General features: G+C 70.5%; 23 protein-coding genes. 12 read left to right on the top strand and 11 right to left on the bottom strand.

Annotated features, from left to right (window positions below; translation table 11 throughout):
* Positions 1-114: 114 nt before the first annotated feature.
* Genes AB0B64_RS13715 through AB0B64_RS13695 form a run of 5 tightly spaced genes read right to left on the bottom strand, consistent with a single transcriptional unit; the run spans position 115 to position 4,841 of the window.
* A complete protein-coding gene (locus AB0B64_RS13715) occupies positions 115-1,380 on the bottom strand; it encodes an ABC transporter substrate-binding protein (RefSeq protein ID WP_358177235.1) in 1,266 nt (421 codons plus the stop codon).
* Positions 1,381-1,385: 5 nt separating this feature from the next.
* On the bottom strand, positions 1,386-2,489 hold the full coding sequence (locus tag AB0B64_RS13710; RefSeq protein WP_358177232.1) for a branched-chain amino acid ABC transporter permease: 1,104 nt from the start codon (positions 2,487-2,489) through the stop codon (positions 1,386-1,388).
* The gene (locus AB0B64_RS13705; protein WP_358177229.1) at positions 2,486-3,367 is read right to left on the bottom strand and encodes a branched-chain amino acid ABC transporter permease; all 882 of its coding nucleotides are present in this window, start codon (positions 3,365-3,367) and stop codon (positions 2,486-2,488) included. The genes AB0B64_RS13710 and AB0B64_RS13705 overlap by 4 nt, the downstream gene beginning before the upstream one ends.
* Before the next feature lie 2 nt (positions 3,368-3,369).
* Entirely contained in the window at positions 3,370-4,086 is a 717-nt protein-coding gene (locus tag AB0B64_RS13700; RefSeq protein WP_357941900.1) for an ABC transporter ATP-binding protein, read from the bottom strand.
* Positions 4,083-4,841: an ABC transporter ATP-binding protein gene (locus AB0B64_RS13695; RefSeq protein WP_358177226.1), complete on the bottom strand. Its 759-nt coding sequence runs from the start codon at positions 4,839-4,841 to the stop codon at positions 4,083-4,085. Before AB0B64_RS13695 ends, AB0B64_RS13700 begins: the two co-directional genes overlap by 4 nt.
* A 183-nt stretch (positions 4,842-5,024) precedes the next feature.
* Between AB0B64_RS13695 and AB0B64_RS13690 the strand changes: the two genes are divergently transcribed.
* From AB0B64_RS13690 to AB0B64_RS13675, 4 genes are read left to right on the top strand one after another with little or no spacing between them, the layout of a single operon-like run.
* Positions 5,025-6,434 (top strand): helix-turn-helix domain-containing protein, encoded by a 1,410-nt coding sequence (locus AB0B64_RS13690; RefSeq protein ID WP_358177223.1) that lies wholly within the window; start codon positions 5,025-5,027, stop codon positions 6,432-6,434.
* A complete protein-coding gene (locus AB0B64_RS13685; RefSeq protein WP_358177220.1) occupies positions 6,421-7,902 on the top strand; it encodes a long-chain fatty acid--CoA ligase in 1,482 nt (493 codons plus the stop codon). The genes AB0B64_RS13690 and AB0B64_RS13685 overlap by 14 nt, the downstream gene beginning before the upstream one ends.
* A gap of 47 nt (positions 7,903-7,949) precedes the next feature.
* The gene (locus tag AB0B64_RS13680; RefSeq protein ID WP_357941891.1) at positions 7,950-8,729 is read left to right on the top strand and encodes an SDR family oxidoreductase; all 780 of its coding nucleotides are present in this window, start codon (positions 7,950-7,952) and stop codon (positions 8,727-8,729) included.
* A gap of 14 nt (positions 8,730-8,743) precedes the next feature.
* Positions 8,744-9,565 carry a hypothetical protein gene (locus AB0B64_RS13675; RefSeq protein ID WP_357941889.1) on the top strand — a complete coding sequence of 274 codons (822 nt, stop codon included), beginning with the start codon at positions 8,744-8,746 and terminating at the stop codon, positions 9,563-9,565.
* 18 nt (positions 9,566-9,583) lie between these two features.
* Here AB0B64_RS13675 and AB0B64_RS13670 read toward each other — a convergent pair whose 3' ends face one another.
* The gene (locus tag AB0B64_RS13670) at positions 9,584-11,716 is read right to left on the bottom strand and encodes an alpha/beta hydrolase-fold protein (RefSeq protein ID WP_358177217.1); all 2,133 of its coding nucleotides are present in this window, start codon (positions 11,714-11,716) and stop codon (positions 9,584-9,586) included.
* 187 nt (positions 11,717-11,903) lie between these two features.
* Here AB0B64_RS13670 and AB0B64_RS13665 point away from each other — a divergent pair, with 187 nt between their 5' ends.
* The 3 genes from AB0B64_RS13665 to AB0B64_RS13655 all read left to right on the top strand — a co-directional run bounded on the left by AB0B64_RS13665 (position 11,904) and on the right by AB0B64_RS13655 (position 19,515).
* The gene (locus tag AB0B64_RS13665; RefSeq protein WP_358177214.1) at positions 11,904-12,716 is read left to right on the top strand and encodes an SAM-dependent methyltransferase; all 813 of its coding nucleotides are present in this window, start codon (positions 11,904-11,906) and stop codon (positions 12,714-12,716) included.
* Positions 12,717-12,840: 124 nt separating this feature from the next.
* Positions 12,841-17,103 carry a HAMP domain-containing protein gene (locus AB0B64_RS13660; RefSeq protein ID WP_358177211.1) on the top strand — a complete coding sequence of 1,421 codons (4,263 nt, stop codon included), beginning with the start codon at positions 12,841-12,843 and terminating at the stop codon, positions 17,101-17,103.
* A 45-nt stretch (positions 17,104-17,148) separates the two neighbouring features.
* Positions 17,149-19,515 carry a SpoIIE family protein phosphatase gene (locus AB0B64_RS13655; protein ID WP_358177208.1) on the top strand — a complete coding sequence of 789 codons (2,367 nt, stop codon included), beginning with the start codon at positions 17,149-17,151 and terminating at the stop codon, positions 19,513-19,515.
* A 78-nt stretch (positions 19,516-19,593) separates the two neighbouring features.
* Here the strand turns inward: AB0B64_RS13655 and AB0B64_RS13650 are convergent, their stop codons facing one another.
* Both AB0B64_RS13650 and AB0B64_RS13645 read right to left on the bottom strand, forming a co-directional pair.
* Positions 19,594-20,385 (bottom strand): SigB/SigF/SigG family RNA polymerase sigma factor, encoded by a 792-nt coding sequence (locus AB0B64_RS13650; RefSeq protein ID WP_357941879.1) that lies wholly within the window; start codon positions 20,383-20,385, stop codon positions 19,594-19,596.
* 178 nt (positions 20,386-20,563) lie between these two features.
* On the bottom strand, positions 20,564-21,340 hold the full coding sequence (locus AB0B64_RS13645; RefSeq protein WP_358177205.1) for a phosphotransferase: 777 nt from the start codon (positions 21,338-21,340) through the stop codon (positions 20,564-20,566).
* Between the two features lie 227 nt (positions 21,341-21,567).
* On the opposite strand from AB0B64_RS13645, the gene AB0B64_RS13640 reads away from it, so the two are divergent.
* The 4 genes from AB0B64_RS13640 (at position 21,568) to AB0B64_RS13625 (ending at position 23,658) form a co-directional block, all read left to right on the top strand.
* Positions 21,568-22,080, top strand: a complete 513-nt coding sequence (locus AB0B64_RS13640; protein WP_357941875.1) for a hypothetical protein — start codon at positions 21,568-21,570, stop codon at positions 22,078-22,080.
* A 70-nt stretch (positions 22,081-22,150) separates the two neighbouring features.
* Positions 22,151-22,945, top strand: coding sequence for a hypothetical protein (locus AB0B64_RS13635; protein ID WP_358177203.1), 795 nt, complete (start codon positions 22,151-22,153; stop codon positions 22,943-22,945).
* Positions 22,942-23,340 carry a YbaB/EbfC family nucleoid-associated protein gene (locus AB0B64_RS13630; protein ID WP_358177200.1) on the top strand — a complete coding sequence of 133 codons (399 nt, stop codon included), beginning with the start codon at positions 22,942-22,944 and terminating at the stop codon, positions 23,338-23,340. The genes AB0B64_RS13635 and AB0B64_RS13630 overlap by 4 nt, the downstream gene beginning before the upstream one ends.
* A 3-nt stretch (positions 23,341-23,343) precedes the next feature.
* On the top strand, positions 23,344-23,658 hold the full coding sequence (locus AB0B64_RS13625; protein WP_358177197.1) for a YbaB/EbfC family nucleoid-associated protein: 315 nt from the start codon (positions 23,344-23,346) through the stop codon (positions 23,656-23,658).
* A gap of 61 nt (positions 23,659-23,719) precedes the next feature.
* On the opposite strand, the gene AB0B64_RS13620 is transcribed toward AB0B64_RS13625, so the two are convergent.
* Complete coding sequence (locus AB0B64_RS13620; protein WP_357941866.1) at positions 23,720-24,193, bottom strand: Rrf2 family transcriptional regulator; 474 nt, start codon at positions 24,191-24,193, stop codon at positions 23,720-23,722.
* A gap of 84 nt (positions 24,194-24,277) precedes the next feature.
* Between AB0B64_RS13620 and AB0B64_RS13615 the strand changes: the two genes are divergently transcribed.
* Positions 24,278-25,021, top strand: a complete 744-nt coding sequence (locus tag AB0B64_RS13615; protein ID WP_358177194.1) for an NAD(P)H-binding protein — start codon at positions 24,278-24,280, stop codon at positions 25,019-25,021.
* Here the strand turns inward: AB0B64_RS13615 and AB0B64_RS13610 are convergent.
* Both AB0B64_RS13610 and AB0B64_RS13605 read right to left on the bottom strand, forming a co-directional pair.
* Entirely contained in the window at positions 25,018-25,923 is a 906-nt protein-coding gene (locus AB0B64_RS13610) for a hypothetical protein (protein ID WP_358177191.1), read from the bottom strand. The two genes, AB0B64_RS13615 and AB0B64_RS13610, sit on opposite strands and share 4 nt — an antisense overlap.
* A 54-nt stretch (positions 25,924-25,977) precedes the next feature.
* Positions 25,978-26,673: an SDR family NAD(P)-dependent oxidoreductase gene (locus tag AB0B64_RS13605; RefSeq protein WP_357941860.1), complete on the bottom strand. Its 696-nt coding sequence runs from the start codon at positions 26,671-26,673 to the stop codon at positions 25,978-25,980.
* Positions 26,674-26,721 lie beyond the last annotated feature (48 nt).

Below are 26,721 nucleotides of genomic sequence, written 5' to 3'. Positions count from 1 at the left end.
GATTAGCGAGGACCACGCTTGTGAAGGTGGGGGCGTGGGGGGCACTGCCCCGCACTGGGCGCAGCCCGGAGCCGACAGCGCGAAAGCGCCCTCAAAGCGAAGGCCCATGCTTGTTCAGCCGGTCAGCGGCCCGAACTCCTTGCGGGTGTCGATCACATGCCCGAACAGCTCCCACCTCTCGCCCTTGAACTTCATGAGTTGCATCGACTCGATCGGGAAGCCGTCATCGGCGGCGGTGTTCATCGTCACCCCGGGGAGCAGCATGTTGATCTGCACGTTGCTCAGGCTGCGCATCGCGTCGCGCAGCCCCTCGCGGGTCGGGCACTTCGCGGCCGACATCGTCTTGTTGAAGGAGTCGGCCACCGCCCAGCCGAAGGTGAAGAACGGCACGTTCGGGTCGGCGCCCGGCGCGTACTGCGCCATCTTCGCCTTGTAGAGCTTCATCTCCGCGTCGTCGTTCCACGTCGCGTCCCTGGGGTCCTTGTAGTAGGTGGAGGACACGACGCCTTGTACGTTCTCGAAGCCGACCGGCTTGAGCACGGTGATCGAGGCGGAGACGTTGTTGAGGATGTGCAGCGGGTTCCAGGTGGTGTTCTTGGCGTCGGCGGCCAGCGCCTGTGAGCCGAACTTGGGCGTGGTGATGTTGAGGAACACGTCGGCCTTGGACCCGGCGAGGTTGCGCATCTGCGGGTCGACGCTCGGGTCGGTGACCTCGTAGCTCTGCTCGCCGACGACGGTGATCCCGCTGCCCTCGATGGCCCGCTTGAAGCCGCCGAACAGGTCCTTGCCGAAGTCGTCGTTCTGGTAGAGCACCGCGACCTTGGCGTTGGGTTTCTCCTTCTTGAGGTATTGGGCGTAGACGCGCGCCTCGGAGATGTAGTTGGGCTGCCAGCCGATGGTCCACGGGTGCTTGGTGTCGGTGCCCCACTTGGAAGCGCCGGTCGCGACGAAGATCTGCGGCACCTTCTGCTGGTTGGTGTAGTCCCAGGTCGCCGTCGTCGAGGGGGTGCCCAGCGTCTGGAACAGCGCGAACACCTGCTCCTGCTCGACGAGCCGGCGGGCCTCCTCGACCGCCTTGGGCGGCTGGTAGCCGTCGTCGCGGACCACGAACTCGACCTTGCGCCCGCCGATGCCGTTCTTCTCGGCGTTGATGTAGTCGAAGTACGCCTTGATGCCCTTGGGGATGTCACCGTAGGCGGAGGCGGGTCCCGACAGTGGGTAGATGCCGCCGAGCTTGATGCTCTTGTCGGTGATGCCGGTCGTCTGCTGGCCCTGGCACGGCCCCGACGCCGTGGTGCCCGGCTCGGTCCCGCCCCGCCCCCCGCAGGCCGCCACCGCGGCCAGGAGCATCGCCGTACAGCCGATAACGGATACGCGCATGCCTGTTACTCCTTCCGGAGGGTCTTCTTGATCGAGTACGCCGCGCGGCCCGCCAGCCCGGCCAGGCCGGTCGGGGCGACGTACATCACCGCGATGATCAGCAGGCCGAAGACGACGCCGGGCGCGGCGTCGTTCACGCTCTGGGAGATGCTCGGTACGAACATGACGAACAGCCCGCCCAGCAGCGGCCCCCAGTACGAGCCGAGGCCGCCCACGACGAGGCCCGCCAGCAGCGTGATCGAGAGCGTGACGACGAACGAGTCCGGCGAGACGTACCCGATCACCCACGTGTAGAGGCAGCCCGCGATCCCGGCGAGCATCGCGCTCCAGGCGAAGGAGAGCGTCTTGTAGAACGACAGCCGCACGCCCATGACCTCGGCCGCCGCCTCGTTGTCCCGGATGGCGTGCAGCGCCCGGCCGACCCGCGAGCGCAGCACACTGCGGGTCACCAGGAACGCCACGACTGCCACGGCCAGCGTGAGGAAGTACAGCCATTGGTCCTCGGCCAGTCCCGTCCACGCGAGCGGCGCCGGCTTGGCCAGCGTCAGCCCCATGGAGCCGCCGGTGACCGACTCGAACCGTTTGAGCAGCGGCACCAGGAAGATCGCGATGGTCAGGGTCACCAGGGCCAGGTAGAGGCCGCGCAGCCGGACGGCGGGCACGCCGAGCGCCAGTCCCAGCGTGAACGCCACCACGGCGGCGGCCGGCAGCGTGGCCGGGTACGGCACGTCCCAGCTGTGCAGCAGGATCGCCGTGGTGTAGGCGCCGACGGCGAAGAAGGCGCCGTGCCCGAGCGAGATCTGGCCCGCGTGCCCGACGAGCAGGTTCAGCCCGAGCAGCGCCACCGCGTAGATCAGCACCATGGTGAACTGGAAGACCCGGAACGGCACCAGCTGGAAGGGCGCGTAGCAGGCCAGTACGAGCAGCAGCGCCACGACGATCCAGCGCCAGTTCGCGGGCACCCGCCACCGCCGGGCGACCCGCCCTCCGGGCCCCTCCGCGACCGGAGAGTCGGGCCCCTCCGCGACCGAAGAATCGGGCTCCGCCGCGACCGGCGAACCGGGCCCCTTCGCGACCGGCGAACCGGTCGCCTCCGCCGACTCGCTCATACCCGCTCCACCACCGCTCGCCCGAACAGCCCTTGAGGCCGCAGCAGCAGGACGCCGAGGATGACGACCAGCGGCACCCCGATCTTGAGATCCGATCCGATGAAGCCGACGTACGCCCCGGCCAGCGTCTCGGCCACGCCGACGATCAGGCCGCCCACGACCGCGCCCAGCGGGCTGTCGAACCCGCCGAGCGTCGCCGCCGCGAACGCGTAGATGAGCACCCCGCCCATCAGGTTGGGGTCCAGGAAGAGCAGCGGCGCCACCAGCACGCCCGACACCGCGCCGACCGTGGCGGCCAGGCCCCAGCCGAGCGCGAGCGTCCAGCCCACCCGGATGCCGACGAGCCGGGCGGACTGCGGGCTGGAGGCCACCGCGCGCATGCCCAGGCCGATCTTGGTGTGCTGGAAGAGCAGGTACAGCAGGCCCATCACCACGGCGACGACGCCGAGGATGCCCAGCGTCGAGTACCCCACGCTGACGCTCCCTGCCGTGAGCGCGCCCTCGGGGAACGGGTTGGGGAAGTCCTTGATGGTGAACGACCAGATCCACCCGGCGGCGGCGTTCACGAAGATGAACAGCCCCACGGTGACGATCACCACGGTCAGCTCGGGGGCGCCTTCGACCGGGCGGATGATCACCCGCTCGATGAGCATGCCGCCCGCGAACGACACCACGAGCGTGATGACCAGCGCCAGCCAGAACGGCAGCCCGGCGGCGGTGAACTGCCAGGCCAGGTAGGTGGAGAACATCGCCAGCTCGCCCTGGGCGAAGTTGACGATGCCGGTGAACTGGTAGATCAGCACCAGCGCGAGAGCCAGGCTGGCGTAGATGGCGCCCGCGCCGAGCCCCTCGACGACCTGCTGCAGGAAGCCGGCCATGGCTAGACCCGGTATCCGAGGTAGGACTGGGCGACCTGCTCGTCCGCCCTAATCCGCTCCGCCGTGCCCGACAGCACGATCCGGCCGGTCTCCAGGACATGCGCCTGCTGGGCGATGCCGAGGGCGAGATGGGCGTTCTGCTCGACGACGACCACGGTGGTCCGCTCCTGTTCGTTGATCGCCCGCACGATGCGGAACAGCTCCCGGGTGACCAGCGGCGCCAGGCCCAGCGACGGCTCGTCCAGCAGGAGCAGCCGGGGGCGCAGCATCAGCGCGCGGCCGATGGCCAGCATCTGCTGCTCGCCGCCGCTGAGGCTGCCCGCCGCCTGCCGCAGCCTGGGCTTCAGCGCCGGGAAGTAGGTGTAGATGCGGTCGAGGTCGGCGTCCACGCCTGTTCTGCCCCGGCGTACGTAGGCGCCCAGGCGCAGGTTCTCCTCGACGGTGAGCGGCATGAACGTGCCGCGGCCCTCGGGCACGTGGGCGACGCCGCGCCGGGCTATGGCGTCCGGCGAGCGGCCGGTCAGCTCGGTGCCGCCGAGCCGGACGCTGCCGCGCCCACGGACCATGCCGGACAGCGCCCGCAACAGGGTCGTCTTGCCGGCTCCGTTCGGCCCGAGTATCGCGCAGATCTCCCCCGGACCGACCGACAGGCTCAGCCCGTGCAGCACCTTCGCGTCACCGTATCCGGCGACCAGGTCCGTCACCACCAGCTCGCTCATACGGCGGTCCCCAGGTACGCCTCGATGACCCCGGGATCGCGCTGAACCTCGGCCGGAGCTCCCTCGGCGATCTTGCGGCCGAAGTCCAGGCAGACGATCCGGTCGCAGATTCCCATGACGAAGCCCATGTGGTGCTCGACCACGACCATGGTCAGGTCGTACTCGTCGCGGATGGCGCGCAGGACGCCGGCGAACTCCTCGACCTCCGCCGAGCTGAGCCCGTTCACCGGCTCGTCGAGCAGCAGCAGCGCGGGGCGGCCGACCAGCGCCCTGGCCAGTTCCACCCGCTTGAGCGTGCCGAACGGGAGCCCGGCGGCCGGGTGGTCGGCGACCTCGGTCAGCGCCAGCCGGTCGAGCACCGCGTCGGCCTCGGCGCGCAGCCCGGCCTCCTCGCGGCGCACGCCGGGCAGGCGCAGGCCCGCGGTGAGGAAGCCGGCCCGGCCGCGGTGGTGCGCGCCGACCAGCGTGTTGTCGCGGACCGACATGCGCGGGAACAGGCCGAGGTTCTGGAAGGTCCTGGCGATGCCCAAGGCCGCGATCGCGTGCGGAGGTACGGCGAGCAGGTCCCGCCCCTCGTACTCGACCCGGCCCGCGTCGGCGTCGTGGCGGCGGGTCAGGCAGTTGAACAGCGTGGTCTTGCCCGCGCCGTTCGGCCCGATGAGCCCCACCATCTCGCCGCGCCGCACCGAGAAGCCCACGCCGTCGAGCGCCGTGATGCCACCGAATCGGACCGTGAGCTCGCTTACCTCCAGCACTCCGGCCTCCCGCTGACGGTGAGCGGCGAACAACGTGCTGAAAGCGTAGAAGTCACCCGTCCGACACCACATTGGGCACGGTCACCCAAGATGCGTGCCGGCTGTTGTCCGCCGGGCACAGGGTCTGTCTCGGACCGGTTACGACCTGTTGACCGCCCGGCAAAGTGCATGGATCATCCCGGCATGTCCGGTGGTTTCAGCACGGAAACGCTCACCGGTTCGGCGACGGTCCGCGTCCAGCGCACGCGCATCCTCTCCGAGCTCCTCGATCATCTAGCCGACCTCGCCGACACGGCCGTTCAGACGATGCGGACCGAGATCCCCGCCTACGCGGCTCAGGACGAGAACTTCCTCGCCGACGTACGCGACCAGGTGGTCCGCCATTACCGCAGCAAGCTGGCCGTGATGCTCGAAGACCGCACGGTCACCGTCGACGACATCGCCTTCGCGCGCCGGGCCGCCATGCGGCGGGCCAGGGCCGGGCTCGCCCTGGCCGACTACATCAACGCCTTCCGCGTCGGCCAGCGGGTCTTCTGGGGGTCGGTGCTGGAGCGGGCCGGCCACTCGGCCGCCGGCCACGAGGCCGCCCTCTCTCTGGCGGGCCCGATCATGCGTTACTGCGACTTCGCCAGTACGCACGCGGCCAACGCGTACATGGAGTTCCAGCACTACGCCGCGGCGGAGGCCGTACACGAGAGCAGGGACCTGCTGGAGACCCTGCTGGCCGGCGGCGCGCCCACGCGCGGCGGGCAACTGGCCGCGGCCCAGGCGTACGGTCTGGGGTCCGACACCCGCTCGCCCCTGCTGGTGGTGATCGCGGTCCTGCTCGGGCCGCGCGCGCTCGTGATCGGCGGGAACCCGGACTCCGACCGCGGCGTGGACGCGCGGCACGCGGCCTGCGCGGCCCTGTCCAGGGCCGGGGCGAACGGCGCGCGGACGCTGTCGGTCGTGCGGCAGTCGGAGATCGTCGCCATCCCCGCGCTCGGCCCCGGCGGCGACCCCGAGGAGCTGTGCGAGCGGCTGCAGGCCGTGCGCGAGAGCCTCATGGGCGAGGGGATCGTGCTGGCGATGGGCATCAGCACGGTCGTCGCCGGGACGGCCGGGATCCCGCAGGCGTACGACGAGGCCCGTACGGTGCTGGAGTTCCTGCCGGAGGACGGCGGTGTGGCGGCGCTCCCCCGGCTCTCGCCGTTCCAGTACTTGGCGCTGAGGGCCGACGACACCGCCCGCCATCTGGTGGATCCGCGGATCACCGCGCTCCTGTCCGAGGACCGGGCGCGCGGCGGCGTGCTCACCGCCACGATCCGCGCCTTCGCCGCCGCCGACCTCAACCTGCGCGCCTCGGCCGAGCGGCTGCAGATCCACCCCAACACCGCTCAGTACCGCCTGCGCCGCATCCAGGAGCGCACCGGTCGCAGCCTGCGCCGGATCAGCGACCTGCTCGACCTGCTCGTGGCCATCGCCCTCCACGACTCCCTGCCACTCACCCCCAAGCAGCCGCCCAACACCAACCACGGGGGGCAAAGACTGGCCACCGTGACCGATGAGCGACGTGGGAGCGGGGACGTACGGTCGTTCCATGAATCTCGCTGACCGGCTCCACACCGTCGCCGATCGGCTCGGCGGGAGGACGGTTGTCACGCTCGACGACGAGGCGCTCACCTACGGCGCGCTCGACCTGATGAGCGCCCGCGTCGCCGCCCTGCTGCGGCTGCGCGGGATCGGCGCAGGCGACCGGGTGGCGATCATGCTGCCGAACGTTCCGGAGTTCGCCGTCGTCTACTACGGGGTGCTGCGGATCGGGGCAGTCGTCGTTCCGCTGGATCCGCTGCTGCGCAGGAGGGAGATCGCCGCGTACCTCGGTGACTGCGGGGCCTGCCTGCTGATCGCCTGGCACGCCTTCGCGGAGACCGCCGAGGCGGGCACCGCCGGCACCCTGACCGACTGCTTCTTCGTCGTGCCGGGCGAGTTCCAGCGGCTGCTGCGCGGCCTGGCCGCCGAGCACGACGTCACCGCGCGCGCGGACGGCGAGACGGCGGTCATCCACTACACCTCCGGCACGACCGGCCGGGCCAAGGGCGTCGAGCTGACCCACGGCAACCTCGGCGGCAACGCCGCGGCCGTCGCCCGCATGCACGCGCTCGGGGTGGACGACGTCGTGCTCGGGGCACTGCCGCTCTACCACTCCTTCGGGCAGACCTGCTCGCTCAACGCCACCGTCCAGGCCGGCGCGCGCCTCACGCTGCTACCTCGCTTCGAGGCGGGCCGGGCGCTGGAGGTCATCCGGCGGGACGGCGTCACGGTCTTCCAAGGCGTGCCGACCATGTACATCGCGCTGCTCGACCATCCGGGCGCCTCCGACATGTCACTGCTGCGCATCCTGGTCTCCGGCGGGGCGGCGCTGCCGCTGGACGTGCTGCGGGCGTACGAGACGCGGTTCGGCTGCTCGATCGTGGAGGGCTACGGGCTCAGCGAGACCTCGCCCGTCGCCTCGTCCAACCGGGGCCGCAACGGCACCCGGCCGGGGTCGATCGGCCGCCCGATCAAGGACGTCCAGATGAAGGTGGTCGACGAGGACGGCGGCGAGGTGCCGACCGGCCACATCGGCGAGATCGTCGTCCGGGGCCCCAACGTGATGAAGGGCTACTGGAACAATCCGGCCGCCACCGCTGAGGCGATCCGCGACGGCTGGTTCCACACCGGCGACCTCGGCCGGGTCGACGAGGACGGGTTCTTCTTCCTGGTCGACCGCCGCCGCGACGTGATCATCCGGGGCGGCTACACCGTCTACCCGCGCGAGGTGGAGGAGGTCCTGTACGAGCATCCCGCCGTACGGCAGGCGGCGGTCATCGGGGTCCCCCACCCGGAGCTCGGGGAGGAGATCGCGGCCGTGGTGACGCTGCGCGCGCCGGTCGAGGCCGACGAGCTGCGGGCCTTCGTCAGGGAGCGGGTGGCGGCGTACAAGTATCCCCGGCACGTCACCTTCGCCGACGAGCTGCCCATGAGCCCCACCGGCAAGGTCCTCAAGCGCGCCATCGAGACGTTGACTCGCCACCGGTAGTAGAACTACGTTCTGGATACCGGCTGGTCGGTTAGGAAGGTGGCTTCATGCGGGTGCGGGACAAGGTCGTCGTCGTCACGGGGGCGGCGAGCGGGATCGGCCGGGCCATGGCGCTCAGGTTCGCCGCCGAGGGGGCGGCCGGAGTGGTGGTCGCCGATCTCGACGAGGCGGGCGCGGGCGCGGTGGCGAAGGAGATCGGCGACCGGGCCCTGGCCGTACGGACCGACGTGTCGGTGGAGGCCGAGGTGGCCGCGCTGGCGGAGACGCCCTTCGGCCCGCCCGATCTGTTCTGTTCCAACGCGGGCGTCATCGCCGGGCACGGGCTGGAGGCCACCGACCAGGAGTGGGACAGCCTGTGGTCGGTCAACCTGCGGGCCCACGTGTACGCCGCGCGAGCGGTCGTGCCCGGCATGGTCGAGCGGGGCGGTGGCTACCTGCTCAACACCTGCTCGGCGGCCGGACTGATCAGCTGCCCCGGCGACGCGCCCTACGCGGTGACCAAGGCGGCGGCCATCTCCTTCGCCGAGTGGGTCTCGATCCACTACGCGACCAAGGGCGTCAAGGTCAGCGTGCTGTGCCCGCAGGGCGTACGGACCGCCATGCTGGAGCGCGGCGTCGCGGAGGACCACCTGACGGCCCGCGCGGTCGGCGCGTCCGGGGCGATCCTCGACCCGGCCGACGTGGCAGGGACGGTGGTCGAGGGGCTGGCGGCGGAGCGGTTCCACATCTTCCCGCACCCCGAGGTGGCCGACTTCGCCCGCCGCAAAGCCGACGATCCCGACCGGTGGCTGGCCGGGATGGCGCGGTTCGTGGACTCACTGTCATGAAGGGGGACGCTGACATGAGGGCAGCGCGACAGGCTTGGCGGCGGCTGGAGCCGGTGCACGGCATGATCTACTTCGTCCCCGAGGGCCGGAAGCGGTACGCCGCGCTGGGGCTGAACGCCCGCTCCGGTTACTTCGCCTCGCGCGGGGCGGCGCTCGGCCGCGCCTCCGCCGAGCTGGTCATCGCGACCTTCTACAACTTCCACCCCGACCTCGTACGGAAGGCGCTGCCCGCCGCCTGGGACCTGGCGACGCCCGAGCAGGTGCTGGCCGCGCGGTACGAGGCGGCCGACGAGGCCCTGCGCCGGGCGGGCATCCACGAGCAGCCCGAACTGGACACGGTCCTCGAGCTGGCCCGGCGCGCCGCCGAGGCCGCCTGCGAGCATCCGCAGGGCCGCCCGCTGTTCGCCGCGCACGCCGCGCTGGCCTGGCCGGACGACCCGCTGCTCCAGCTGTGGCACGCGCAGACGCTGCTGCGCGAGTTCCGTGGCGACGGGCACATCAGCATGCTGGTCGCCGAGGGCGTCGGGCCGCTGGACGCGCTCGTGCTGCACGCCGCCAGCGGGGAGGTCCCGGTGGACTTCCTCAAGCTGAGCCGGGCCTGGCCGGAGCCGGAGTGGGCAGCGGCCGGGGAACGCCTGCGCGAACGCGGTCTCCTCGACGGCCACACGCTCAGCGCCGAGGGCAAGACGCTGCGCCAGCACATCGAGGCCCGCACCGACGCGCTGGCCCTGCCCGCCTACTCGGCGCTGGGCGAGGAGGGCTGCGAACGCCTCGCCGAGCTGGCCCGCCCCTTCGGCCGGGCCATCGTCGACGCGGGCCTCCTCACCCCGGCCTGACCTCATCACCCCTTGGGATCACCCCTTGGGCAGGCCGGTGGCCGGGTCGATCGTGGTGGTGAAGACGTCGCCGTTGCCCGGCGCCTCGCCGCCGGTCGGCGTGCCGTAGGTCAGGCCGGAGACGGCCACCTGCCCCGACGGGGTGGCGGCGGCGTACAGGTTGACCTCGGAGAACGGGTCGACGCCGTCGTCACGGGCGGTGCCGAGCTGGGCGGCGGCCTGCTGCTTCCCCTTACCGTCCAGCCGGACCGTCAGGACGTCGGCCGCGCCCGCCACCACGCCCACCCGGCCCCGGGTGTATCCGGCCAGCGCGACCGCGCCCCCGGTCAGCGGCACCACGGCGGCGCCCTCGTCGGCGGCCGGGGTGGCGACGGTGGCCTGCCAGCGCTGCTTGCCCGCGCCCGTGTACGCCGCCGCGACCAGATCACCGCCGACGCCCCCGGTGGCGACCGCGAGGCCCGCCGTGGTGATGGCTACCGCGTTCAGCCGGTCGTCACCGGTGCCGCCCACCGCGGTGGCCCACTTCCGGGCCCCGTTCGGGTCGTAGGCGGCGAGCCAGCCGTCGAGCCCGCCGAGCGCGGTCGTCCCCGGCAAAGCCGAGGTCGCGCTGCCCGTCACGTACAGGTTCGTCCCGTCCGAAGCCACTCCGTACGCCTTGTCCTCGCCCACCCCACCGTACTGGCGGACCCAGGAGACCGCGCCGTCGGCGGACAGGCGGGCGACCAGCGCGTCCTTGTCCCCGCTGTTGGCCCCGTCGAGGGCGCCCTTGGTGTAGCCGGCCACGTAGGCGCCGCCGTCAGGGGCGGCGGCCAGGCCGTAGAGGCGGTCGGCCACGCCGGGCGCGCCGAACTGGGTGAGCCAGCGGACCGCGCCCTTCGCGTCGAGCCGGACCACGAACGCGTCGTCCGTGGCGTTGCCCGCGTGGTGACCGTCCAGGTCGCCCTTGGTGTAGCCGGCCGCGAGGACGCCGCCGTCGGGCAGCGCCGCGACTCCGTACAACCGCTCGTCGGCGGCGCTGCCGAGCTGCCTGGTCCAGCCGTCCGCGCCGCCGCGGACCAGCACCGCGTCGAGGCGGCCCGCGTACGGCTGGCCGCCGACGGGTCCGCTCGCCGCGAACCCGGTGGTCAGCGAGCCGTCGGCGTGGGCCGCGACGCCACCGGCCCAGTCCTGGGCGGCCGTGCCGTACAGCGGGGCGGGCAGCCCGGCCGGCGGCGTGACGCTCAGCCCCGGGCCGAGCTCGGCCATCGCCTGCTCGAACGCGGGCGCCCAGACGGTCCAGTCGTGGCCGCCGTCGAGCACGCGCAGCTGCGCCGAGATCGCGGGCGAGCGCCGGGCCGCGTTGTAGAGCGCGGCGGACTCGAAGTCGAGGTCGTGCTGGGCGTCGGCGGGGTCGGGGTTGGCGTACTCGTCGTCGCCGACGGCCACGAACAGCCGTACGGGCAGGTCCTGGTCGAGCTTGGGGAGCAGGGCGGGGTAGTTCGACTCCCGGTACACCGCGTCGGCGAACTTCTCGCCGCCCTGGCCGAAGGCGCCGTAGTCGCGTGTGGAGGAGTCGCCCGGCGGCAGCGGCGTATAAACGGCCGGGCTGAGCACGATGGCGCTGCCGAACAGGTCCTGGTGGGCCAGCGCGAAGCGCAGCGCGCCCGAGCCGCCCATGGAGTAGCCGCCGACCATGCGGGCCTGGCGGATCGGCGCCGTGCGGTACGTTGCGTCCACGTGGGCGACCAGGTCGCGGGTCAGCGCGGTCTCGACCGGCCGTCCTGGCAGGTCGGAGCCGGTGTAGCGGGAGTCCACGTACCAGCTGCCGCGCTCGCTCCACGGCGCGTCGGGCATGACGGCGATGAGCGGCGGTATCCGCCGGGTCCGGATCATCGCGTCGAGCGTGTCCTTGACCCGGGTCCACGCCTGCATCGTGTCGCCGCGCCCGTGCAGCAGGTACAGCACCGGGTAACGATCGGCGCCCTTGGCGTAGCCGTACGGCAGATACAGGTTGTAGGCGATGTTCTCCCCCAGCGCCGCCGAGGGCGCGGCGGCCGCGGTGATCGTCCCGGTCCGGTCGGCCCGCACGCGTGCCTCTCCCGGTACGGCCAGCAGGACGACGAGGGCGAGGGCAATGAGCGCACCGACACCGCTCCATCGAGATAAGGGCATCGGTCGCTCCCTGTAAACGTTTACCGAACAATCTGTCCGGTGGTGCAGGAGAGTTTCCTGGTGGCCTTTGATCCGTGTCAAGTATTCAAATGATCACATGTCGTAATTCTTGCGATTTGCCAGTGAAATGACCTCTAGGCTGAGCCGAGATAAGCCCTCCATTACCGCGACGACCTGGGGACCCCTGATGACCGAGGACGCGAACGACGACGTCATGGAACAGCTCAGCCGCATAGACACCTCGGTGGCTCATCCGGCGCGCGTCTTCGACTACTGGCTGGGCGGCAAGGACCACTACGCCGCCGACCGCGAGACGGGCGAGCAGATCCTCCAGGTCATGCCGGAGCTGGCCATCATCGCCCGCGCCGAGCGGGAGTTCCTGGCCCGCGTGGTGCGGCACCTGGTCGTGGAGGAGGGGGTGCGCCAGTTCCTCGACATCGGCACCGGCATCCCGTCGGCCGACAACACCCACGAGGTGGCCCAGGCCGCCGCGCCCGAGGCGCGCATCGTGTACGTCGACAACGACCCGATCGTCCTGGCCCACGCCCGCGCGCTGCTGCGCGGCACCGACGAGGGCCTGACCACGTACATCGACGCCGACCTGCGCGACCCGGAGACGATCCTGGAACACGCGGCCAAGGCCCTGGACTTCACGCAGCCCGTCGGCCTGATGCTGCTGGGCGTGGTGGAGTTCGTGCCGGACGACGAACAGGCGTACACGGTCGTCGCCGAGCTGATGCGGGCGCTCCCCTCGGGCAGCTATCTGACCGTCGCCTCCAGCGTGAGCAGCCCGGCCATGGACCGCGCCGCGGCCATCTGGAACGACAGCGGCGCCACGCCCATCACGATCCGTACGATCGAGCAGCTCATGGAGTTCTACAAGGGGATGGAACTGGTCGAGCCGGGCATGGTGTCGCTGCCGAAGTGGCGCCCCGAGCCGACCACCCAATATCGCGGCCAGGAAGTGTCGCAATATGGCGCTGTCGGCCGCAAATCCTGACCTTCCACCAAGCCTTTCAGACAGTTGCTTGACCGACACTCGGCGATCAGCATGATGAGCTCGCACGCTTGACTATTCTCCTGGTGAAGCTTTGACAACTGCAGGATCAGAACCAGGGGTGAACATGAGTGACGCAGCGGGGGCCTCACGTTCGTCCGGACGTCCCAAGCGGACACGTGACGTCGGCGAGGTCGGCGAGCCGGAGCTCCGGCAACTGCTGGCCGGCCTGACCGCGGTCCGCGACGGCGACTTCGGCACCCGGCTGCCGGACGACGCCGACGGGCTGCTCGGGGAGATCGCCTCCGTCTTCAACGGCATGGTCGACCAGCTCTCGCTGTTCACCTCCGAGGTGACCCGCGTCTCCCGCGAGGTCGGCACCGAGGGGCGGCTCGGCGGGCAGGCCGAGGTGCCGGCCGTGTCCGGCACCTGGAAGGACCTCACGGAGTCCGTCAACGCCATGGCGGGCAACCTCACCGACCAGGTACGCAGCATCGCCCAGGTGACCACGGCCGTGGCCCGGGGCGACCTGTCGCAGAAGATCACCGTGGCGGCTCGCGGCGAGATCCTGGAGCTGAAGAACACCGTCAACACGATGGTCGACCAGCTGTCCTCCTTCGCCGACGAGGTCACCAGGGTGGCCCGCGAGGTCGGCACCGAGGGCGAGCTGGGCGGCCAGGCCGACGTCAAGGGCGTGGCGGGCACCTGGCGGGACCTGACCGACTCGGTGAACTTCATGGCCGGCAACCTCACCGCCCAGGTCCGCAACATCTCGCAGGTGGCCACCGCCGTGGCGCGCGGCGACCTGTCGCAGAAGATCACCGTCGCCGCCCGAGGCGAGATCCTGGAGCTCAAGAACACCCTCAACACCATGGTCGACCAGCTGTCCTCCTTCGCCGACGAGGTCACCAGGGTGGCCCGCGAGGTCGGCACCGACGGACGGCTCGGCGGGCAGGCCGACGTCAAGGGCGTCTCCGGCACCTGGAAAGACCTCACGGAGTCGGTCAACGTCATGGCCGACAACCTCACCGCCCAGGTACGCAGCATCGCCGAGGTCACCACCGCCGTGGCCAAGGGCGACCTGTCGCAGAAGATCCGGGTGGACGCCCGAGGCGAGATCCTGGAGCTGAAGGAGACCATCAACACGATGGTCGACCAGCTCTCCGCGTTCGCCGACGAGGTCACCAGGGTGGCCCGCGAGGTCGGCACCGAGGGCAACCTGGGCGGCCAGGGCACGGTTCGTGGCGTGTCGGGCACCTGGAAGGACCTGACCGACAACGTCAACGTCATGGCCTCCAACCTGACCAACCAGGTACGCAGCATCGCCCAGGTCGCCACCGCCGTGGCCAAGGGCGACCTGTCGCAGAAGATCACCGTCGAGGCCAAGGGCGAGGTCGCCGCGCTCGCCGAGACCATCAACACGATGGTGGACACCCTGTCCGCCTTCGCCGACGAGGTCACGCGCGTCGCCCGCGAGGTCGGCACCGAAGGCCAGCTCGGCGGCCAGGCCCGGGTCCCGAACGTGGCGGGCACCTGGAAGAACCTCACCGACAACGTCAACTCGATGGCCGACAACCTGACCAACCAGGTACGCAGCATCGCCCAGGTGACCACGGCGGTGGCCAAGGGCGACCTGACCCGCAAGATCGACGTCGACGCCCGCGGCGAGATCCTGGAGCTCAAGACCACCATCAACACGATGGTCGACCAGCTGTCCTCCTTCGCCGCGGAGGTCACCAGGGTGGCCCGCGAGGTCGGCAGCGAAGGGCGATTGGGCGGCCAGGCCGAGGTCGAAGGGGTCTCCGGCACCTGGAAGCGGCTGACGGAGAACGTCAACGAGCTGGCCGGCAACCTCACCCGCCAGGTCCGCGCCATCGCCGCGGTGACCAGCGCGGTCACCTCGGGCGACCTGACGCGCTCCATCACCGTCGACGCGGAAGGCGAGCTCGCCGACCTCAAGGACAACATCAACTCGATGGTGGAGTCGCTGCGCGAGACCACCCGGGCCAACGAGGAGCAGGACTGGCTCAAGTCCAACCTGGCCCGCATGTCCGGGCTGATGCAGGGCCATCGCGACCTGGCCACGGTCGCCGAGCTGGTGATGGACGAGCTGGCACCTCTGGTCTCGGCTCAATACGGCGCCTTCTTCCTGGCCGAGGAGACCGAGCTGCAGCTCATCAGCGCGTACGGCTTCGCCGCCGACCCCGAGCGGCCGATCCGGTTCCGCATCGGTGAGGCGCTGGTCGGCCAGGCGGCGCGCACCCACAAGACCATCGCCATGACCGACATCCCGGCCGACTACATCACCGTCTCCTCCGGGCTCGGCCGCACGGCCCCCGTCTCGGTGATCGTGCTGCCGATCGTGGCCGAGGAGCAGGTGCTCGGCGTCATCGAGCTGGCCTCGGTCTACACCTTCACCCCGGTCCACCGGGCGTTCCTCGACCAGCTGATGGAGACCATCGGCGTCAACCTCAACACCATCGTCGCCAACGCCCGCACCGACGAGCTGCTGGTGGAGTCGCAGCGGCTCACCGTCGAGCTGCAGACCCGCTCGGCGGAGCTGCAGAACCAGCAGGAGGAGCTCCAGCGCTCCAACGCGGAGCTGGAGGAGAAGGCGACGCTGCTGGCCACCCAGAACCGCGACATCGAGACCAAGAACCTGGAGATCGAGCAGGCCAGGCAGGAGCTGGAGGAGCGGGCCCAGCAGCTCTCGCTGGCCTCCAAGTACAAGAGTGAGTTCCTGGCCAACATGAGCCACGAGCTGCGCACCCCGCTCAACTCCCTGCTCATCCTGGCCCAGCTGCTCGCCCAGAACCACACCCGCAACCTCACGGCCAAGCAGGTCGAATACGCGGGCATCATCCATTCGGCCGGCTCCGACCTGCTGCAGCTGATCAACGACATCCTCGACCTGTCCAAGGTCGAGGCCGGCAAGATGGACATCAACCCCGAACGCGTGTCGCTGCGCCAGCTGCTCGACTACGTCGAGGCCACCTTCCGGCCGATGACCACGCAGAAGAGCCTGGACTTCCTGATCACCACCATGCCGGGCGTGCCGACCGAGCTGCTCACCGACGACTCGCGGCTGCGCCAGGTGCTGCGCAACCTGCTCTCCAACGCGGTCAAGTTCACCGAGACGGGCAGCGTCGAGCTACGGATCGAACCGGCCAGCCCGGCCGAGCTGCCCGTTCCCGCGCGCCCGCACGGCGCGGCCGTGGCCCTGCGGGTCATCGACACCGGCATCGGCATCCCCGAGCAGCAGCTGGAGGTGATCTTCGGCGCGTTCCAGCAGGCCGACGGCACCACCAGCCGCAAGTACGGCGGCACCGGGCTGGGCCTGTCGATCAGCCGCGAGATCGCCTACCTGCTCGGCGGCGGCATCACCGCGCAGAGCACCCCTGGACAGGGCAGCGTCTTCACGCTCTACCTGCCGATCGCGCGCCCCGACTTCGAGGACTACTCCGCCCCCGAGGCCAAGCCGCTGCCGTCCGCCGCCAAGCAGAGCCTGCCCGCCGCGCCCGTGGTGCCGCAGCAACGGCGGCTCTTGATCATCGAGGAGCGGCAGCGCGGGCTGCTGTCCCTGGTCGCCGAGAGCGTCGTGACCGACCTGGCCAACACCCGCGACCTGGCCCACCTCCACGGGACCGTCGAGGTGGTCACCGCCGCGGGTGCGGAGGAGGCCGCCGCCACGCTCGCCGCCGAGCCGTGCCACTGCATCGTCCTCGACATCGACATGCCCGATATGGCGGCGTACGGCCTGCTGGAGGCCATGGACGGCGACCCCGCGCTCCAGCAGGTGCCGGTCCTGGCCTACAACAACTGGCGCACCAACCCGCAGCAGGAGGCGACTCTTCAGGCCCGCGCCAGCAACCGGCCGCTGGAGCTGCTCTCCAGCCTCGACGAGCTGCGCGAGCGCATCGCCCTGCACCTGACCGCCGACCAGCCGAGCGACGTGCTCCCCCTGGTCCGCCCGGCCAACGTGGGCGTGCCCGCCGGGCGGGAGGTCGACGACACGCTGGCCGGGCGTACGGTGCTGGTGGTCGACGACGACGCCAGGAACCTGTTCGCGCTCACCAGCATGCTGGAGATTCACGGCATGAACGTGCTGCACGCGGAGAACGGCCGCAAGGGCATCGACATGCTCATCGCCCACCCGGAGACCGACCTCATCCTGATGGACGTGATGATGCCGGAGATGGATGGCTATGCCGCCACGGAGGCGATCCGGGCCATGCCTCAATACGTCGGCCTGCCCATCATCGCGGTGACGGCCAAGGCCATGCCGGGCGACCAGGAGAAGTCGCTCGCGGCGGGAGCGAGCGACTACGTCACCAAGCCGGTCGACTCCGACCATCTCATCGAGGTGATCCAGCGCTGGATGACCTCCTAGCGCAGTCCCCCGGGCAAGCCCGTGTCCATCCCCAGGAGTCCCACCTTGCAACCAGCACAGCAGCCCGGCACCGCCCATGCGGAGGCTTCAGCCGATGACGCGAACGTCGGGCGGCTGGCCGCCACGATCGAACGGCTGCGCAAGGAGATCCAGGACGCCCACCTGGCCGCCGACGGACGCGCCCTGATCGAGCTGGCCAAGGGCGTCCTGGTCGAGCGGCTGCGCTGCGGCCCCGCCCAAGCCGCCCGCCAGCTCACCACGCTCGCCGAGCAGGCCGGGATGTCGCAGCTGGAGCTGGCCTCGGTCATCATCGACCAGGCGGCGCAGGACCGCATCAGCGAGACGGCCGGCGAGTTCCTGCGCTTGGCGACGACGGACCACGACCGTGCGCGCCACTCCGTCTCCCTGCGGCTGCGCGCCGCCGAGAGCGGCGCGCTCGGCGCGAGCGACACCCAGGCGGTCGCCGGGTCGCTCCTGGAGCACGCGCTGGTGCCGCTCGGCGCGACGACGGTCGCCGTGTGGGCCGCCGGTCCCGACGCCTCGCTCAGCCTGGCCGGCTACGCGGGGCTCAGCGCCGAGGAGGCCATGCGGTGGCGGTACGTCCCTCCGGGGGTGGCCACCCCGGCTCGTCAGGCTCTCTCGGAGCGCCGGACCGTCTGGTTCCCGGCCCTGCGCGAGGCCGGGCTGCCCACCATCGGACACCGGCCGGCGGCCGAGGGCGGGCGGGTGACGGTGCCCGCCGGTACGGGCGGCCGCATCCTGGGTGTCCTGGAGATCGGCTGGCCGCATGACCTGGAGCCGCAGCCGCCGCAGATAGAGCGGCAGATCGAGGCGCTGGCGGACCTGTGCGCCCATACCCTGGACACGTTCGCGCCGGACGGGCCCGTGTCGCCCGACCCGGCCTTCTCCGAGCTCGTCGACCTGGCCGACGGACTGCATGATCCCGCCCTGGTGCTCTGCCCGCACCTCGACAGCCGCGGCAGACTGACCGATTTCCGCATCGTGCACGCCAACGGCCGGTTCGCCGACCCGGCCGGGCGCCCGCACCACCGGGTCACCGGGGCGCTGCTGCTGGAGGCGTACCCGCTGGCGGCCGAGAACGGCGGCCTGTTCGCCAAGGTCGAGCACGTACACGCGACCGGCGAGCCGTTCCGCACCGACCGCATGACCCTCGACACCCTGGTGGACCAGGTACGGCTGAGCACCGAGGCCGGCGTCAGCGCCACCCGCCACGGCGACTGCGTGCTGCTCATCTGGCGGCCGCAGGACGAACGGGCGCGGCTGGCCGGCATCCTGCAGCACGCCCAGCGCCTGGGCCGCATCGGCGGCTTCGAGGAGAACGCGCTCACCGGCCGGGTCACCTGGAACGACCAGCTCTTCGCCCTGTACGGCCTGTCTCCCGGCGACGAGCCGATCCCCCTCGAACGGCTGCGCGAGCACGCCCATCCCGACGACGAGACCGGTATCGGCCGGTTCTTGCGCACCGTGCTGCACCATCGGCGCTCGGCTTCGACGGCGTTCCGGCTCCAGCGGCCCGACGGGATCGCCCGGCACATCCGCGTGGTGGCGGAGCCGGTTTTCGGGGCCGACGACCGGTTGCTGGCCGTACGCGGTGCTTATCAGGACATTTCCTCACAGCACTGGACCGAGGTGGCGCTCGCCGCGACCCGCGACCAGCTCGCCCACAGCGAGCAGCAGACCGCCGAGCGCAACCGCCTCGCCCTGCAACTGCAGCGGGCCATCATGCCGTCGACGCACGCGACGACGGACGCCTTCGGGCTGCGGATCGCCGTCCGCTACCGGCCCGCCGAGGAGGAACACCTGGTCGGCGGCGACTGGTACGACGCCGTCGTACTGCCGTCCAAGCAGGTGCTCCTGTCCGTGGGCGACGTGGCCGGACACGGCATCCAGGCGGCCACCGGCATGGTCGTGCTGCGCAACGCCCTGCGCGGCCTGGCCGCCACCGGCGCGGGGCCCGGCCAGCTGCTGACCTGGCTCAACCTGGTCGCCCACCACCTCACCGACAGCGTGACCGCGACCGCGATCTGCGGCCTGTACGACCCGCGGACCAAGGTCCTGCGCTGGGCCCGCGCCGGGCACCTGCCGCCGCTCCTGGTCCGGGGGACCAACGCGTCGGAGCTGCCGATGGTCCAGGGACTGCTGCTCGGCGCGGTGTCGGAGGCGGCGTACGAGGAGGGGCAACTGCAGCTCGAAGCCGGCGACACCCTGATGATGTACACGGACGGGCTCATCGAACGCCGGGACCGCGCCCTGCAGCACGCCCAGAACCACCTGCTGGTCATCGCCGGGCAGCCGGCTCGTACCCTCGACCTGCGGCTGGACCACCTGCTGACGCACTGCAACTCCGACACCGACGACGACACGTGCCTGATCGGTGTCGAGTTGCGGTGACGCCTGTTGTGGCGCCTGTGGTGACGCCGCTTCGGCCGGCGCGATGTGGCGCCGGCCGAAGCGGTGCGGCCGCGGACCTCAGTCCGACAGGCCCTTGCGCAGGTCGTCGAGGACCTTGCGCAGGATGCGCGAGACGTGCATCTGCGAGATCCCGAACTCCGCGGCGATCTCGGCCTGCGTCATGTTGCCGTAGAAGCGCAGCAACAGGATCTTCTTCTCCCGTACGGGCAGCGCGTCGATGAGCGGCTTGACGGCGTGCTTGTCGACCAGGGAGTCGAGCGATTCGTCGTGTTCGGGGATGACGTCGCCGAGGGAGGCGGAGTCGTCGTCGACACCCGTCGGGGCGTCGAGCGAGAGCGTGCTGTAGGCCGCCGAGGCGTCCATCGTGAGCAGCACGTCCTCCTGGGAGATCTTCATCTTCTCGGCCAGCTCGGCGACCGTGGGGGCGCGCCCGAGGGTCTGGCTGAGGTCGGAGACGAGCTTGTTGAGCTCGGAGCGGCGCTCCTGGTAGACGCGCGGCACCCGGATGGCCCAGGTACGGTCCCGGAAGTGGCGCTTGACCTCGCCGGTCATGGTGACGACCGCGTAGCCCCTGAAGTCGTGGCCGAGCTCGGCGTCGAAGCCGTTGATCGCCTTCATGAGGCCGACGTAGGCGGCCTGGCGCAGGTCTTCGATGGGCTCGCCGCGGTAGCGGTAGCGGCGGGTGATGTCGTTGGCCAGCCACTCGTGCATTGCTACGAGACGCTCGCGGATCCGTACCCTGTCGAGCTCGGAGGTCTCCGGCTTGACCATTTCGACCAGGAGTTGTTCGGCGGTCATCTCGTCGAGCACGAGTGCCTGAGGCTGAGCGTGAGCCTGCTGGACGGTCATTCCTGCTCCTCATATCTACTGCAGGCGGTCCCGTCCAAAGACAAAAGCCCAGACAGAGACACGCCTCGATAACACGAGACGAAGCCCTCTGCTGGACTTCGCTTTCATTATCTCCTATTTTCCGGAGATGTCACGCCCGCGGGATCACAAAAAGGTCACGCATCCCGCGGGCGGCCCCTCAGCCGCGCTCCCAGAAGGCCTCCGGCAGCGCCTCGATCTCGACCACGGCCTGTTCGAGGTTCGCGGCGAACGGCAGTAGCGCCTGGTAGACCGGCTCACCGCCCTCGGCGAGCCGGCGGATGACCTCGGCGTTCATCCGCGCCCGGTCGACCACCTCGGAGCGGAACGCCGTACGGTCGCCCTCGTAGCCGTAGGCGTCGAGCAGCAGGTGCAGCCGCCGGGAGCGATCCTCGAACGCCGTGAACCCCTGCTCCGTGACGACCCGCCGAGCGTGCAGCGGAACCCACGTCAACGCGCTGTAGGCCAGATCGCGCTCCCGCGAGGACGGCCCGGCCGTGTCCCAGTCGACGAACCCGACCAGGTCGTCCTCCTGCCATACCGCGTTGTAAGGAGAGGCGTCGTGGTGCCCGATGACCAGCCCCGGCCGCCAGGGACGCCCGGTGAACCAGACCGCGTCCGGCTCGGGCACGAACGTCGCCGTCGCGTCGTGCAGCCGCCGCATCCAGGCCCCGACCTGCTTGAGCGCGCTGTCCGACCAGGGCCACGCGGGCCAGGGAGCCTGCTCCCCGATCGTGTCGCCCGGGAGGTAGGTCAGCACCTCGCGCCCTCGCTCGTCGAACCCGAGGACCCGCGGCGCCCCCTCGAACCCGGCCGCCTCCAGATGGTTCAGCACGGTGTGGACGGTGCGCGTCCAGGGGTTGGCGGGCCGATGGACGGTATCGCCGATGCGTACGCCGCCGACATGTCTGCCACCCGGCAGGGGCTGCTCGTCCATGACGCCGTTTCTACTCCCGGCCCGCCGGTCGCCGCACCTGGTTTTCCGGCCTGGCCGGGGACGAGCCTGGTCAACTGGTCCGCGTATCTCGTCCCAGCTCGTCATGGCAGGGACCATAGAGATCACTACCGACACAAATCCCCCCACCCCGCGGAAACGGGGGCTCGCGCGGACAATTACCATGATCGTGGTAAAAATGTCCCGTGTCGTCCGATAAACCTTTATCCATGGCCAGTCAACCGCCCGGCAACCTTTCGCCGACCACCTCTCCGGGCTCGCCGGCGTTCGGGACGCCCGGCCCCTCGCCGTCGCTGGTAAGCCCGTGTCCGCACGTCCCCGCGTGCCCGCCGCCCCTGTGCCTCCCGTCGCGGCTACGCGCGCAGCCGGTGCAGGCCTCACTGGCCAAGTCCGCGCCACTGCTCGAGGACACCGACGGCCCCGCGAAAGGCTACGAGACCGACGCGGGGTACGTGCGGAAGTTCGCCGGCACCATGGACGACTCGGCCACCGGCGTGGACACCGTCAAGCAGTGGACTCCTCGCTTCGAGGGCTGGAATCTGGCCCCCATGGCCGGAGTGCCCATTGTCGGGCTGATGTTCGTCAACCGGTTGAACACCATCGCCGACACCTGGCGGGACAGCGCGGGCATCCTCTCCGAAGTGCTGCGCACCGACAGCGGCAAGATTGACAAAGCCGCGGACAACTACGTCGCCGCCGCGCGGGCCAGCACCGCCGAGTGAGGAGAGATTCGCGATGTCGACTCCGTCTGGAGAACCGCCGAAGCTGATCGTGCCGGGCAGCACCACCCCTGTGGCCAATCAGCAGCTCTATATCTCCAACGCCAGCGGCACCGTACAGCGGACCGTCACAGTCGCTCCCAAGCCGCGCACCGACCCCGGCTTCTACAAGCGGCTGATCACGGAGCTGAATCCGCTGCGCCAGTCCAACAGGGCCGCGATGGCTGTTTCGGGGCTCGGCGTCGCCGCGCTCGCGCTGGACGTGGCGGCCACCCTCAACCTGGGCAACCCGTTCCTGTTCTACGATCGGCGTGAGCAGTGGAAGAGCATGGCCGGACTGCTGGAAGGCAGCCGGTCCGACTTGTGGCGTGCCTTTTTTGATGACATCTCCCCCAACTGGAAGGGTCAAGCGAGGGATACGCTCCAGCAGTACGTCCGCTTTAACGTCAACGGCTTGTACGGCCAGCTTGGCAAGATCACTGACGAGATGAGCGGCGCCATGCACGGCCAGTACAAAGAGGTACTGGAGTACGACCTGTCGGTGTTCGGGCTCTACGCCACTTCGGCCCCCATACTGCGCGCCGTCGCCGCCATGAGCGCACACCCGGTGGGGAGGGTCGCCCTGATGACCCAGGTCGGCCTGTTCATGAGCGCGGCAGGAAATCTGGTCAAGCAGTTCGCCGACGTGTACAACTCCTACGAGGGCACCCTCAACAAGCTCGAACTCAAGCTCAACGATCTGAGGGGCGCCTTCTACCGGTCCGGCAACCCGGCGCTGGGGCCACGCGATCTCCACCTCACTCCTGCGATCGCGGACCCCACCCAGCTGGAAAACTACTGGGTTCCCATGTCGAAGGAAGCCTCATGAGGCGTGTCGAGGCGTTCGCCGGGGGTCGGCAGGACGACGTCGACGGACTGCTGCGCGAGACGGACGGCTGGGCGCGCACCCTGGCCGGGGCGCTGGGCGAGTTGGAGGAGGAACGGCTGGCGGGGGCCGACCCGTCCGAGGTCGTCCGCGCCGAGGTGTCCGGCACTGGCCGCCTGCGCGGGTTGTCCATCGACCCGCGCGGGCTGCGCGGCCTGGACCACGTCCAGCTCGCCCAGGCCGTTTGTGAGGCGATCGCCGCGGCCCACCTCGCGATGGGGGAGCGGCTGACTCAGGTCGTCCAGGATCTGACGGGACAAGCGCCTGACACCGCGAGCGCAGAGGGCGCCGCCGACCCGCTCGACGGCCACATCCGCAACGTGCTGCGAGGAGAGTGAGCGATGGAGGGCATGGAGGAGGCGCAGGCGCGGCTGGAGGCGTTGATCGCCGCCGCCGAGCAGGCGGAGGCGAGGGTGGAGGAGTGGAGTGCCGCCGAGTTCGCCGGCGTGGCCGACGAGGGTGGGATTGTGGCCGTCACCGACGCGCTCGGCACCATCACGCGGTTGGAGATCTCCCCGCGGAGCAGGAGGCGACTGGACGCGACGAGCTTGGCCGCCGCCATCCTCGCGGCGATCACGACAGCCGAGGAGGCCGCGGCGGCCTCCAGGGACGCGCTGCTAGGGAGTTTGCCCGCCGCTTCGGGCACGATCGCCTAGCCCTTCACCTGCGCTTTGAGATTGTTGAGCTTGCGCCGGCTCGCCGTCCTGCGGGGGCGGCCTACGCCGTCCCCGCCAGGAGCCGCCGGGTGCGGGCCGGCGCCGAAGGGGGCAGCTCGGCGAGGATGTCGGCGAGGGTGACCCCGGCAAGGCTGCCTCGCCATGCCTCGTGCGCGTCGGCCATCTTCTCGGCGAGGACGCAGGTGCGGCGGCAGTCCTCGGCAGGCAGCGCGCCCCGTCCTCGTTGGCGGATCTCACGGCACTCGTACGGAGGGGACGTGCCGTCGACGGCCTCGACGATCCGCAGGAGCGTAATCTCGGAAGGGGGCAGCGCGAGCCGGAACCCGCCTCGCGGACCTGTGGTCGCGCCCAGCAGGCCGGCCCTGACAAGTGCCTTCAGCTGCTTGGTGAGATAGGGCGCCGGAAGGTCGTAGTACTGCGCGAGCTGTGCCGCCGACGCACTGGCTCCCGCATCGAGCTGCGCCAGCGTCGTGGCGCAGTGCAGAACCCATTCAGTGCTCACCGGCAGCTTCACGCCTCCGAGCCTATCGCAGATATTATGGACCTGTTTAGTCCGTGATAGCGCTCTCGCGGGTCAGCCAGAGAAAGAGAGATCATCATGCGGATCGCGATCGCCGGTGCGACCGGGAACATCGGAGCCCTCACCGTCGCCGCCCTCGAACGCGGCGGGCACGAGGTCGTCCGGATCAGCCGCTCGCTGGGCGTGGACCTGGTGACCGGTGACGGACTCGACGACGCACTGGCCGGCGTCGAGGCGGTCATCGACGCCACCAACGGACCGGCGACCAACGAGGCCGAGACGGTGGCCTACTTCGGCGCCGCCACGCGAAACCTGCTCGCCGCCGAGGAACGAGCCGGCGTCCGTCACCATGTGCTGCTCTCGATCGTCGGGATCCATGGCATCGAGGGCAACGCTCACTACGCCGGCAAGCGGGAGCAGGAGCGCCTCGTGTCCGAGGGAGCGGTGCCGTGGACGATCGTCCCGGCCACGCAGTTTCACGACTTCGCCGCGCTGCTGACGAGCTGGACCGAGCAGGACGGTGTCGCGACGATCCCGCCGCTGCTCGTACAGCCGATCGCGCCCGCGGACGTGGCCGACATCCTCGCCGAGATCGCGGTGGGCGAGCCGCGGGGTCGTTACGTCGACGTCGCCGGTCCCGACCCACAGGACCTGGTGGACATGGCCCGGCGCACCAACGAGGCGCGCGGCCGTACGGTGAAGCTCGTGCCCACGTGGTCGGCGGCACTCGGCCCGGAGGCGGCCGGCAACGCGCTGCTGCCCGGCAAGGACGCCCGCATCGCGCCGACCACCTTCGACGAGTGGCTCGCGCAACAGCGCTAGCCCGGCGGGGCAAGACGGATGATCTGGTCGCGGAGGGCATCATCAAGGGCCGCATTGAGAAACCCGTTGTCGATGCCATGATCACAGCCCAGCACGATCGACACCCGGACAGGTGGCCCTTCCGCGTATCCGAACAGGAGATCGAACCAGTCGGCCGGGTTGCAGCTGATCTCATTAAGGATCTCCTTCCCCCCAGCGTCCAGGGCGTTCAGCGTTTCCGCCAGAGGTCCTGCCGTCCGACTGCCGTGCTCACGCCGCGGATCCCTCTCACCAGCCCTGGTCGCACGCCTGCACACCAGAACGGAGATGGGCTCGTCGGGCACCATCCGCTCGTCCTGGCCCCGGCGCTCGCCGGGCATCTGGCAGGGGTCGTCGGGGTGTACGAGCCGCCATGTTCCGGTCCGGTAGGCGGCGGTGAGGCTCCGGCCTACGTACGAGCGGGATTGGACCGTGCCGTTCGTGGTCCGGACGCAGCCGTTGGCCTCCTCGGCGCTGCCCACCCAGAGCCCTCCGCCGCCAGGGTAGGCGAACCGGATGAGGTAGTTGGTCATCGGGCCGCCCATCAGCGTGCATATGACATCGCGCTCCTCCGTGCTGACCGGAAGGTAGCCGAGGTCGCGGGCCATGGCCTCGGCGTCCCCGGTCAGGGTCCGCGTTCCGGCCAGCCGCTCGCCGCCCATGCGGGTGTTGTCGCCCGGGTACGCGCAGATCATCGCGGTGACCGGCCTGCCAGGCACGAGGTAGTCGCCGACCTCGTCGATCTGCCCGGCGGCAGGCACCCAGCCACCGGCGTGGTGGCCTCCCCACTGTCGCGGGCACGACGTCGGGACGGTTGGCGGGCTGCTCGCCGAGGATGTTGTCAGGACGGTGACCGCGCAGATCGCTGTGACGACGACGGCCACGTGACGGAGATTCACAAAGGTGAGACGTCACCTGCCCGCCGACCGGTTCAGGCGTTACCAGGGTGCCACTCCGGCGGGGTCGAAGAACGCGCCGGTGGGCCCGTCGGCGCCGAGCAGCGCGGCTCGTACGATCGGGGCCGCGCCTTCCTGGACGGTCTGGGTCCCGCTGAAGCCGTTGAGATCGGTGGCGGTGTAGCCGGGGTCGACCACGTTGACCCGCAGCTCGGGGCAGAGCCTCGCGTACTGGACGGTCAGCATGGCGAGCGCGGCCTTGGAGGCGGTGTAGGCCAAGGCGGGCACCTTGGACTCGATGCGCTCGGGGTCGTGGACCCGGGAGAACGAACCGAGGCCGCTGCCGACGTTGACCACGACTCCATGCCCGCCGCGCAGCAGCAGCGGCAGGAACGCGTGGGTCACCCGGACGACGCCCACGACATTGGTGTTCAGGACGGTCTCCAGGTCCGCCCCGGTGAACTCGCTCGCCGGAGGCGCACCACCGGCGATGCCCGCATTGTTGACCAGGACGTCCAGGCCGCCCTGCTCCTTGTCCACGAGTTCCGCGGCCGCCTGGACCGACGCCTCGTCGGTGACGTCGATGAGCAGCGGCAACGCGCCCAGCTCCTTCGCCGCCCGCCGGGCGTTGTCCTCGTTGCGTGCGCCGATGTAGACGGTATGGCCCGCTGCGACGAGTTGGCGGGCGGTCTCGAAGCCGAGGCCCTTGTTGGCCCCGGTGATCACTGTTGTTGTCATGACTCCAGCCTCACACCGTCGTCGCAGGTCGTACCAGCGAAGGGTCTT

The sequence above is a fragment of the Nonomuraea sp. NPDC049129 genome (assembly GCF_040648495.1).
Taxonomy (GTDB): domain Bacteria; phylum Actinomycetota; class Actinomycetes; order Streptosporangiales; family Streptosporangiaceae; genus Nonomuraea.
This window is presented reverse-complemented; position numbering and strand designations above follow the sequence as displayed.